Annotated in this window: 10 protein-coding genes; 9 read left to right on the forward strand and 1 reads right to left on the reverse strand. The window is 68.5% G+C overall.

The window, feature by feature from the left end; all coding sequences use genetic code 11:
* The first annotated feature begins 68 nt into the window (after positions 1-68).
* Positions 69-869 carry a YebC/PmpR family DNA-binding transcriptional regulator gene (locus AAEX60_RS08565; protein ID WP_342102679.1) on the forward strand — a complete coding sequence of 267 codons (801 nt, stop codon included), beginning with the start codon at positions 69-71 and terminating at the stop codon, positions 867-869.
* A 70-nt stretch (positions 870-939) separates the two neighbouring features.
* Here the strand turns inward: AAEX60_RS08565 and AAEX60_RS08570 are convergent, their stop codons facing one another.
* Positions 940-1563: a trimeric intracellular cation channel family protein gene (locus tag AAEX60_RS08570; protein WP_342102680.1), complete on the reverse strand. Its 624-nt coding sequence runs from the start codon at positions 1561-1563 to the stop codon at positions 940-942.
* A gap of 172 nt (positions 1564-1735) precedes the next feature.
* Here AAEX60_RS08570 and ruvC point away from each other — a divergent pair, with 172 nt between their 5' ends.
* The 8 genes from ruvC to AAEX60_RS08610 all read left to right on the forward strand — a co-directional run bounded on the left by ruvC (position 1736) and on the right by AAEX60_RS08610 (position 10368).
* Entirely contained in the window at positions 1736-2290 is a 555-nt protein-coding gene (ruvC, locus tag AAEX60_RS08575; protein ID WP_342102827.1) for a crossover junction endodeoxyribonuclease RuvC, read from the forward strand.
* Positions 2287-2892, forward strand: a complete 606-nt coding sequence (gene ruvA, locus AAEX60_RS08580) for a Holliday junction branch migration protein RuvA (RefSeq protein ID WP_342102681.1) — start codon at positions 2287-2289, stop codon at positions 2890-2892. The genes ruvC and ruvA overlap by 4 nt, the downstream gene beginning before the upstream one ends.
* Positions 2893-2902: 10 nt before the next feature.
* A complete protein-coding gene (ruvB, locus tag AAEX60_RS08585) occupies positions 2903-3946 on the forward strand; it encodes a Holliday junction branch migration DNA helicase RuvB (RefSeq protein ID WP_342102682.1) in 1044 nt (347 codons plus the stop codon).
* Positions 3947-4070: 124 nt separating this feature from the next.
* On the forward strand, positions 4071-4514 hold the full coding sequence (gene yajC, locus AAEX60_RS08590; protein ID WP_342102684.1) for a preprotein translocase subunit YajC: 444 nt from the start codon (positions 4071-4073) through the stop codon (positions 4512-4514).
* Between the two features lie 85 nt (positions 4515-4599).
* Positions 4600-6282: a protein translocase subunit SecD gene (secD, locus tag AAEX60_RS08595; RefSeq protein ID WP_342102828.1), complete on the forward strand. Its 1683-nt coding sequence runs from the start codon at positions 4600-4602 to the stop codon at positions 6280-6282.
* A complete protein-coding gene (gene secF / locus AAEX60_RS08600; RefSeq protein ID WP_342102686.1) occupies positions 6282-7439 on the forward strand; it encodes a protein translocase subunit SecF in 1158 nt (385 codons plus the stop codon). Before secD ends, secF begins: the two co-directional genes overlap by 1 nt.
* A 19-nt stretch (positions 7440-7458) precedes the next feature.
* Positions 7459-7992: an adenine phosphoribosyltransferase gene (locus AAEX60_RS08605; protein ID WP_342102687.1), complete on the forward strand. Its 534-nt coding sequence runs from the start codon at positions 7459-7461 to the stop codon at positions 7990-7992.
* A gap of 33 nt (positions 7993-8025) precedes the next feature.
* On the forward strand, positions 8026-10368 hold the full coding sequence (locus tag AAEX60_RS08610) for a RelA/SpoT family protein (RefSeq protein WP_446721297.1): 2343 nt from the start codon (positions 8026-8028) through the stop codon (positions 10366-10368).
* The last annotated feature ends 38 nt before the right edge of the window (positions 10369-10406 follow it).

The following is a 10406-nucleotide window of genomic DNA, read 5'->3' on the forward strand; positions in this document are numbered from 1 at the left end:
TGGGGGCACAGGGTCCGCAGCGGGTAGCATGGCGCGTCAGGATTCTGCACGAGAGGTGAGGTTGACGCATGAGCGGTCACTCCAAATGGGCCACGACGAAGCACAAGAAGGCCGTCATCGATGCCAAGCGCGGCAAGCTCTTTGCCAAGCTGATCAAGAACATCGAGGTTGCGGCACGCGTTGGCGGCGGTGATCCTGGCGGGAACCCGACCCTCTACGACGCCATCCAGAAGGCGAAGAAGAACTCGGTGCCCAATGACAACATCGACCGCGCCGTCAAGCGTGGCTCCGGTGTGGGTGCCGACGCCGTCAACTACGAAACCATCATGTACGAGGCCTATGGCCCGGCCGGCGTGGCGATCCTGATCGAGGTGCTCACCGACAACCGCAACCGCGCGGTCTCCGAGGTGCGCGTCGCCGTGACCCGCAATGGCGGCACCATCGCCGACGGCGGTTCGGTGCAGCGGCTGTTCGAGCGCAAGGGCGTCGTCACCGTGGCCAAGACCATGGAGGTGCCGGGTGAGGGCCGCAAGACCGAGACCCGCGAGATCACCGAGGACGAGCTGCTCGAGGCCACCATCGAGGCCAATGTCGAGGACGTCAACGACAACGGCGACGAGTTCGAGCTGATCAGCGACCCCAACGACATGGTGGAGGTCCGAAAGGCCGTCCAGGCCGCCGGGATCGACTACAACTCCGCCGACGTGAACTTCGTCGCCAGCTTCGGCCAGGTCATCGACGACTTGGAGACGGTGGAGAAGGTGGAGCGGATCGTCGATGCCCTGGAGGAGTCCGACGACGTCCAGAATGTGTACACCAACGTGGAGCTCAGCCCCGAGCTGCAGGCCAGGATCGACGCCGAGGACTGACCCCGGCCGGACAACCTGGACGGGCCGCGCACCAAGCCGGGTGCGGGGCCCGTCACGGTCTTGAACAGCATCAGTCGCGTTCCGGGCGGCGGGGCGTGGGGGAGTGCCATCCGAACCTGATGGCCGCCAGTCGAAGACCGCAGACCAGAGCCATCAGGACCCATTGCAGCGGGTGGCCGATGACCGGGCGGCTGGTCAGGTCGAGCCGGGCGGCGGCGTCGGTCAACAGGGAACCCAGCAGGGCGGGCAGCGCGTAGAGCTCCGGGGAGAAGACGCTGGGCACCTGCCCGGCCAGGACGTCGCGCAGCACCCCGCCACCCACGGCGGTGATCACGCCCACCATCACGGCCTCCATCCCCGGGTGGCCGGCATGGATCGCGGTCAGCGTGCCAGTGACGCAGAAGGCGCCCAAGCCCACGGCGTCGGCCACCAGCACGGTGCGGCGCAGTTTCGAGACGGGGCGTTCGGAGTAGAAGGTGATCATCCCAGCAGCCAGTGCGGTACAGAACAGCGGCAGGTTGGTGATGTTCGACGGGGGAGTGATCCCCAGCAGCAGGTCCCGAACGATTCCGCCGCCCAGGGCCGTGACCACGGCCAGGGTGAGGATTCCGAAGATGTCGAAGTGCCGGCGCACGCCGACCAGGCCTCCGGACAGGGCGAAGGCAAACACACCGACGAAATCAAGCAGCACCACCCGAGCAGCCTACTGGAGTAGGATTCCGAACGCGTGTTCGAGGGGTGATGTGGCTGGTGGGCCACGACCAGGCGTGCGCAACCAGGGCGGCCGAGCTTGCCGAGGGCTCAGCAACAGCGTCGGGGATCCTGGCTGGGGTATGTGCGTGGAATGGAGGACGAGGATGCGGGTACTGGGTGTGGATCCCGGCCTGACGCGGTGCGGCATCGGCGTCGTGGAGGGCGTCCCCGGCCGTCCGCTGGACCTGCTCGACGTCGGGGTGGTGCGCACCCCGCATGACCTGGACCACGCCAAGCGGCTGCTGCGGATCCACGACGGGATCGAGGAGTGGATTATCCGTCATCGGCCGGAGGCCGTCGCGGTGGAGCGGGTCTTTGCCCAGCACAACCTGGAATCGGTCACCGGCACCAGCCAGGCCGCCGGAATCGCGATGTTGGTAGCCGCCCGGCACGGCATCCCCGTCGCCCTGCACACCCCCAGCGAGGTCAAGGCCGCGATCACCGGCTCCGGCCGGGCGGACAAGGCCCAGGTGGGCACCATGGTGGCCAGGATCCTGAAGCTGGCCGAGCCGCCGAAACCCGCCGACGCCGCCGACGCCGTCGCCCTGGCCATCTGCCATGTCTGGCGGGGTGCCGCCACCAATCGCTACGCCGAGGCCGTGGAGAAGGCCGCCCGGCAACGGCCCGCCCAGGCCCCCACCCGTCGCATCCCCAGGAGACCCGCATGATCAGCCACCTCACCGGACAGGTCGCCGCCGTCGGCGCCACCTTCGTCGTGCTGGACCTGAACGGCTTCGGCATGAAGGCGCTGTGCACCCCGGGAACCGCCGCCGCGGTCCGGTTGGGTGCCGCCACCACGCTGTACACCTCGCTGGTGGTGCGGGAGGACTCGCTCACCCTCTACGGCTTCCAGGAGGCCGAGGAGCGGGACCTGTTCGAGCTGGTGCAGTCGGCCAGCGGCATCGGCCCCAAGATCGCGCAGGCGGTGGTGAGCGTGATGAGCCCCGATGACTTCCGGGCCGCGATCGCCAGTGAGAACCTGGCGGCCCTGACCCGGGTGCCCGGGATCGGCCGCAAGGGGGCCGAGAAGATGGTGATCGAGCTGCGGGACAAGGTGAACTCGCTGGGTGCCGTCACCACCCCGACCCCCAGCGGCGACGGCGCCGCCCAGTGGCGGGAACAGGTGGCCGACGGCCTGCAGGGCCTGGGCTGGTCCGCCAAGGATGCCGAGGCCGCCTGTGACAACGTCGCGCATCTGGTGGAGGCCGACCCGGCGGTGGGGATCGCCGTGCTGATGCGCGCCGCCTTGGCCTCCCTGGCGCGGAAGTAGGCTGGGTCGGGTGGAACACTCTCCGGTTGACCCGCACGCCGAGCCCGAGGAACGCGCCGTCGAGGCCGCCCTGCGCCCGTCCAGACTCGACGAGTTCGAGGGCCAGCCCCGGGTGAGCGACCAGCTCGGCCTGGTGCTGGCCGCGGCCCGGCACCGCGGCACCACCCCGGACCACGTCCTGCTCTCCGGCCCGCCCGGCCTGGGCAAGACCACCCTGGCCATGATCATCGCCGCCGAGATGGGGGCGCCGCTGCGGATCAGCTCCGGCCCGGCCATCCAGCATGCCGGGGACCTGGCCGCCATCCTGTCCGGGCTGAGCGAGGGCGAGGTCTTCTTCCTGGACGAGATCCACCGGATGAGCCGGCCAGCGGAGGAGATGCTCTACCTGGCGATGGAGGACTTCCGGGTGGACGTCGTGGTGGGCAAGGGGCCCGGGGCCACCGCCATCCCGATCGACATCCCGCCCTTCACCCTGGTGGGCGCCACCACCCGGGCCGGCCTCTTGCCGGGCCCGCTGCGGGACCGCTTCGGTTTCACCGCCCAACTGGACTTCTACGGCTCCGACGCGTTGGAGCACATCGTCCACCGCTCGGCGGCGGTGCTCGACGTCGACCTGGACGACGCCTCCGCCCGGGAGATCGCGCTGCGTTCCCGCGGCACCCCCCGGATCGCCAACCGCCTGCTGCGGCGGGTGCGGGACTACTCCCAGGTGCGCCACCAGGGCCGGGTCACCCGACGGATCACTGCCGAGGCCCTGGAGCTGTACGAGGTGGATCCCCTGGGTCTGGACCGGCTGGACCGGGCCGTGCTGCAGGCCATCTGCACCAAGTTCGGCGGCGGGCCGGTGGGGCTGTCCACCCTGGCCATCAGCGTGGGGGAGGAGACCGAGACCGTGGAGGAGGTGGCCGAACCCTTCCTGGTGCGGCTGGGCTTCCTGATGCGCACCCCGCGGGGCCGGGTGGCCACCCACCGGGCCTGGCAGCACCTCGGGCTGACCCCGCCCGGGTCGGCGTCGGGGGGCGTCGGGGACACCCAGGAAGACCTGTTCAGCTGACCAAGGTCGACGCCGGATCGGGTCCACGCCGCCCGATGAATCGTCGCTGGGGCACGGCAGTGGGTACGCTGTCCGTTGGGTCACGCCCGTGTCCCGCCCCTGCCGTCCACGGAATGGATTCCCGATGACCCCGATGTTTGCCAGCGGAGCCACCACCATCATGTTGGTGCTCGCGGGCATGCTGCTGTTCACCTTCCTGCTGCAGCGCCCGCTGAAGAAGCAGATGGCCGCCCAGAACGAGCTCCGGGCCTCGGTCGCGGAGGGCAATCGGGTGCTGCTCACCAGCCAGATCTTCGGCACCGTGACGCATGTGGGTGACGAGCAGCTGATCGTGGAGATCGCTCCCGGCGTCGAGGTCACGGCGATGAAGCAGGCGCTGGTGCGGATTGTCACCCCGCAGGACGAGGAATTCGAGTTCGCCGACCCCGAGGACACGGTGGCTGAGGCCTCCACCACGGTGGTTGAGAAGACCACCCCGGTGGGTGAGGCCCCCACCACGGCGGCTGAGCCGGTCGAAGCCCCCGTCGCTGACCAGAACCTTCCGGGCGATTCCGCCCGCCCCAACTGATCCACCCCCGCCTGACTGGTTCAGGAAGTAAGGACAAGACACTGTGGCAACCAGTACGGGCCGGTCACACCCCGGCCGCACGCTGATCATCTTCCTCCTGTGCGCGGCCGCGCTGTACGCCCTGATGGGGGTGGCCCACACCTGGAAGCCGCGCCTGGGCCTGGACCTGGCCGGCGGCTCCACCATCACCCTGACCGCGTCCAACACCAATGGTGGTGGCTCCATCTCCCCGGAGAACCTGGAGCAGGCGCGCACCATCATCCAGAACCGCGTCGACGGTCTGGGCGTGGGTGAGTCCTCGGTGGCCACCCAGGGCGGCAACCACATCGTGGTGAGCGTGCCCAATGTCTCCAGCGATGACCTGACCAACATGGTCGGTGCCACCGCCCAGCTGATGTTCCGCAATGTCTACGCCGTGGAGCCGGTCACCCCGGATCCGTCGGCGCAGCCGTCGGCCACCGGCAGCGCGACGCCGGGCGCCTCGGCGACGCCGGGTGCCTCGGCCGCCCCCAGCGCGTCGGCCGCTGCGTCGGCACCGGGCCTGCCCACCGTCGCACCGAGCCCGGTGGACCGGTCCAAGATCAAGTCCACCGGCAAGGTGCTGGACCTGAAGACCGCGATGGCCTACCAGCCGCCGGCCGATGTCCAGGCGGACTTCGCCAAGTACACCTGTGACCAGGAGTACCCGGACAATCCCGACCTGCCGCTGCTCACCTGCGACCGGGAGGGCACGGCCAAGTACCTGCTCGGCCCCGTCGTGGTGGAGGGCAAGGACGTGAAGAATGCCACCGCCGGTGTGCCCCAGGGCCAGCTGCAGGTGGCCGTCGACCTGACCTTCAATGACAAGGGCAAGGCCAACTTCGGCACCGTCACCACCGCCCTGGTCAGCAAGCAGCAGCCGATGAACCAGAACGCGATCGTGCTGGACTCCAAGGTGGTCTCCGCCCCCGCGATCCAGTCGGCCATCCTCAACGGGCAGGCGCAGATCACCGGTTCGTTCACCCAGAAGTCGGGCCAGGACCTGGCCAATGTGCTGAACTACGGCGCGCTGCCGCTGAAGTTCGACGTCTCCGAGGTGCAGACCGTCAGCCCCACCCTGGGCGGCGAGCAGCTGCGGGCCGGCATCATCGCCGGCCTCATCGGCCTGGGTCTGGTGGTGGCCTACTCCTTCCTCTACTACCGCGGCCTGGGCATCATCGTCGTCGGATCGCTGATCATCGCGACGGTGATCACCTGGGCGACGATGAGCCTGTTGGGTGAGGCGATGGGCTTCGCCCTGAACCTGCCGGGCATCGCCGGCGCGATCATGGCGATCGGCGTCACGGCCGACTCCTTCATCATCTACTTCGAACGGATCCGCGACGAGATCCGCGACGGCCGCAGCCTCCGCTCGGCCATCGAGACCGGCTGGCAGAAGGCCCGCGGCACCATCGTGATTGCCGACGGCGTCTCCCTGCTGAGTGCGGTCGTGCTGTTCGTCCTGGCCGTCGGCGCGGTGAAGGGCTTCGCCTTCACCCTGGGCCTGACCACCCTGATCGACCTGGCCATCGTGTGGTGGTTCACCAAGCCCCTGATGAGCCTGTTGGGCCGCACCAAGTTCTTCGGCGAGGGCCACAAGTGGTCCGGTCTGGATGCCGAGCACATGGGCGTCAGCCGCAACTCGCTGTTGGGCATCCGCACCCGGGCGCCCCGCCACAAGACCACCCGCAACTCCCGCGAGGCGCGTACCCGCCGCGGTGAGGCCGCCACCACCACCGAGGAGGCCTGATGAGCACCGCCCACGTCCCCACCGACGAGCAGCTGTCCGGCGAACAGGCCAGCAATGTCGACGTCAACGGCAAGAAGCTCAGTCTGACCCACCGGCTCTACACCGGCGACATCTCCTGGGACTTCATCGGCCACCGCAAGCTGTTCTTCCTGATCTCTGCCGGCATCCTGGCCGTGGTGATCGGCTCGATGCTGCTGCAGGGCCTGAAGCTGGGCATCGAGTTCAAGGGCGGCGCGGACTTCAGCGCCCCCGTCCAGGTCAACGCCCAGACCGTGGACACCATGCGGGAGGCGGTGCAGGGCACCGGCCTGAAGGACCTGGACTCCACCCAGGTGCTGACCGTCGGCGAGAACCAGGTGAAGATCCAGACCCGCACGCTGAACACCGACGAGGTGACCAAGGTCCGCACCGCCATTGCCAAGGCGGCCAACACCACCAATGACAAGGTGGCCTACTCCCTGATCGGCGCCTCCTGGGGCAAGCAGATCACCGCGAAGGGCCTGCAGGCCCTGGTGGTCTTCCTCGGCCTGGTGAGCCTGCTGATCTGGGCCTACTTCCGGGACTGGAAGATGTCGGTGGCCGCCATCGTCGCCCTGCTGCATGACCTGCTGGTCACCATCGGCGTCTACTCGCTGGTGGGTTTCACCGTCACGCCGGCCACCCTGATCGGCGTGCTGACCATCCTGGGCTACTCGCTGTACGACACGGTGGTGGTCTTCGACAAGGTCAAGGAGAATGTCCGTGGGCTCACCAGCCAGCGTCGCAGCTACTCCGAGGCCGCCAATGCCGCCGTCAACCAGGTGCTGATCCGCTCCCTGAACACCACCATCATCGGCGTACTGCCGGTGGCGGCGCTGCTCTTCGCCGGCGTCTTCGTGCTGGGATCCGGCCCGCTGGAGGACCTGGGCCTGGCCCTGTTCGTCGGCATGATCGCCGGCGCCTACTCGTCGATCTTCATCGCCACGCCGCTGCTGGCCTGGCTGAAGGAGCGGGAGCCCGGCATGAAGCAGCACCGCGCCAAGCTTGAGCGTCGCGCCCAGCGCCACCAGCCCCGGGACGGGGAGCCAGTGGCCGAGGGCGTCGCGGCCCCGCTGGCCGCCACCGGGGAACGCACCCAGCGCACCCGGACCACGCGCTCCTCGCGCAAGAACAAGTGAACCCACGAAGGCAGACATCATGACCACCGAGCTCGACCTGATCCAGTCCCTGATCACCGACGTCCCCGACTTCCCCAAGCCGGGGGTGACCTTCAAGGACATCACCCCGCTGCTGGCCTCGCCCCAGGGCTTCAAGGCGGCCGTGGAACAGCTGGTGGCCGCCGCCCCCGGTGAGATCGACGTCGTCGTCGGCATGGAGGCCCGCGGTTTCATCTTCGCCGCCCCGGTGGCCGTCGCGCTGGGCGCCGGTTTTGTGCCGGTGCGCAAGCCCGGCAAGCTGCCCCGCCCGGTCTATGAGGAGGCCTTCGCGCTGGAATACGGCACCGAGACCCTGACCATGCACCGGGATGCCATCAAGCCGGGTGCCCGGGTGATGGTCGTCGACGATGTGCTGGCCACTGGCGGTACGATCGGCGCCACGGCAAAGCTGCTGAAGAAGCTCGACGTCAACCTGGTCCACGTGGCCGTGGTGATGGAGCTCAGCTTCCTCAACGGCCACGCCGCGCTGGACGACAGCGGAATCGACTCGTACAGCGCCATCCTGACCGTCTGAGCCCCGGCTCACCGAAACTCGTTGGAGGCCCCCGTGAGCAGCAATGGCGTCTACGGACCCTACTCGCCACCGGGGGCCGCCACTCCGTCCAGCCCGATGTCGGCGGCACAGGACCGGTTCAGCACTGGCCCCGAGGCGCCGCGGATGCGCATGCGCCAGCGGCTGGCCCGGTTGGGAGCCTCCAAGTCCCCGACGTCGGCGGTACTGGACCCGCTGTTCAAGGTGGTCCGGGCCAACCATCCCAAGGCGGACCTGGCGCTGCTGGAGCGGGCCTACAACACGGCCGAGCACTACCACCGAGGGCAGACCCGCAAGTCCGGTGACCCCTACATCACCCATCCGCTGGCCGTGACCACCATCCTGGCCGAGCTGGGCATGACCGAACCGACGCTGGTGGCGGCGCTGCTGCACGACACCGTCGAGGACACGTCGTACACCATGGAGCAGTTGACCGCCGACTTCGGTGAGGAGGTGGCGCTGCTGGTGGACGGGGTGACCAAGCTGGACAAGGTCACCTACGGCGAGTCCGCCAAGGCCGAGACGCTGCGCAAGATGGTGATCGCGATGAGCCGCGACATCCGGGTGTTGGTCATCAAGCTGGCCGACCGCCTGCACAACATGCGCACCATCAGCTTCCTGCGGCCGGACAAGCAGGCCCGGATTGCCAATGAGACGCTGGAGATCTTCGCCCCGCTGGCGCACCGCCTGGGCATGAATGCGGTCAAGTGGGAGCTGGAAGACCTGTCGTTTGCGGCCATGCACCCCAAGATCTACGACGAGATCGTCCGGCTGGTGGCCCAGGAGGCGCCGCAGCGGGAGCGCCAGCTGCGTGAGGTGCGCAAGCAGGTGGAGCTGGACCTGGCGGCCGCCAACATCCACGCCACTGTCTACGGCCGGCCGAAGCACTACTACTCGATCTACCAGAAGATGGTGGTGCGCGGCCGCGAGTTCAAGGACATCTATGACCTGGTGGGCCTGCGGATCCTGGTGGACACCCCGCGGGACTGCTACGCCGCGTTGGGCGTGATGCACGTGCGCTGGAACCCCCTGCCGGGGCGGTTCAAGGACTACATCGCCATGCCCAAGTTCAACATGTACCAGAGCCTGCACACCACGGTGATCGGGCCCGGTGGCAAGCCCGTCGAGCTGCAGATCCGCACCCATGAGATGCACCGCCGCGCCGAGTACGGCGTCGCCGCGCACTGGAAGTACAAGGAGGCGCTGCGCAATCCGGTGGCCGGGACCACCTCCGAGGCCGAGGGCACCGATCTGACCTGGGTGCACAACCTGAACCAGTGGAGCAAGGAGACCGAGGATCCCAGCGAGTTCCTGGACTCGCTGCGCTATGAGATCAACTCCTCCGAGGTGTACGTGTTCACCCCCAAGGGCGACGTCCAGGCGCTGCCGGCCGGGGCCACGCCGGTGGACTTCGCCTATGCCGTGCACACCCAGGTGGGGGCGCGCTGCATCGGTGCCCGGGTGAATGGCCGGCTGATCCCGCTGGAGTCCAAGCTGGGCAATGGCGACGTGGTGGAGATCCTCACCAGCAAGGACGAGAATGCCGGCCCGTCGCGGGATTGGCTGAACTTCGTCACGAGCCCCCGGGCCCGCAGCAAGATCAAGGCGCACTTCAGCAAGGAACGCCGCGAGGAGGCGATCGAGCGCGGCAAGGAGGAACTGGGCCGGCAGATGCGCAAGTCCGGGCTGCCGCTGCAGCGGATCCTCACCGTCGAGCACCTGACCAGCATCGCGGACCAGATGAAGCTGGCCGACGTTTCCGCCCTGTATGCCGCGATCGGGGAACAGACGGTCAGCGCCCAGGCCGTCATGCACCGGCTGATCACCTTGGCCGGAGGCGCGGAGGCCGCGGCCGAGGAGTCCCTGGAGGAGGCGCCGGTCGGGCGTCGTCGTACCCCCAGCCAGCGCTCCGAGACCGGGATCGTGGTCTCCGGGGACCCGAATGTGTACGTGAAGCTGGCCAAGTGCTGCACCCCCATGCCGGGCGACGAGATCCTGGGCTTCGTCACCCGTGGGGAGGGGGTCAGCGTCCATCGACGGGCCTGCACCAATGCCGCCAACCTGCTCGAGAACCCGGAACGGATCGTGCAGGTGGAGTGGGACAGCGCCGGCAAGACCAGCTATCTGGTCAACATCCAGATCGAGGGGTTGGACCGCCAGGGCGCCTTCGCCGACATCAGCCGGGTGATGGCCGAGCAGCACCTCAACATCATCCAGGGCAGTATGAAGGCCACCGGGGGGCAGCTGTACACCATGCGGCTGAGCTTCGAATCACCCGACCCCTCGCACCTGGACCACGTACTGGGCCACCTGCGGATGATCCCCGGCGTCTACGACGTCTACCGCGTGCGCTCCTGACCCAGATCACCGTCGGCCGAGCCGGGCGATCCCCGGCA

The sequence above is a fragment of the Luteococcus sp. H101 genome, from assembly GCF_038433155.1.
Lineage (GTDB): Bacteria > Actinomycetota > Actinomycetes > Propionibacteriales > Propionibacteriaceae > Luteococcus.

What these genes read in the sequence shown, in the direction of transcription:
- AAEX60_RS08605 (WP_342102687.1), top strand. Translation starts at nt 7,459, where the DNA reads ATGACCACCGAGCTCGACCTGATCCAGTCCCTGATCACCGACGTCCCC.
- secF (WP_342102686.1), top strand. Translation starts at nt 6,282, where the DNA reads ATGAGCACCGCCCACGTCCCCACCGACGAGCAGCTGTCCGGCGAACAG.
- ruvA (WP_342102681.1), top strand. Translation starts at nt 2,287, where the DNA reads ATGATCAGCCACCTCACCGGACAGGTCGCCGCCGTCGGCGCCACCTTC.
- yajC (WP_342102684.1), top strand. Translation starts at nt 4,071, where the DNA reads ATGACCCCGATGTTTGCCAGCGGAGCCACCACCATCATGTTGGTGCTC.
- AAEX60_RS08565 (WP_342102679.1), top strand. Translation starts at nt 69, where the DNA reads ATGAGCGGTCACTCCAAATGGGCCACGACGAAGCACAAGAAGGCCGTC.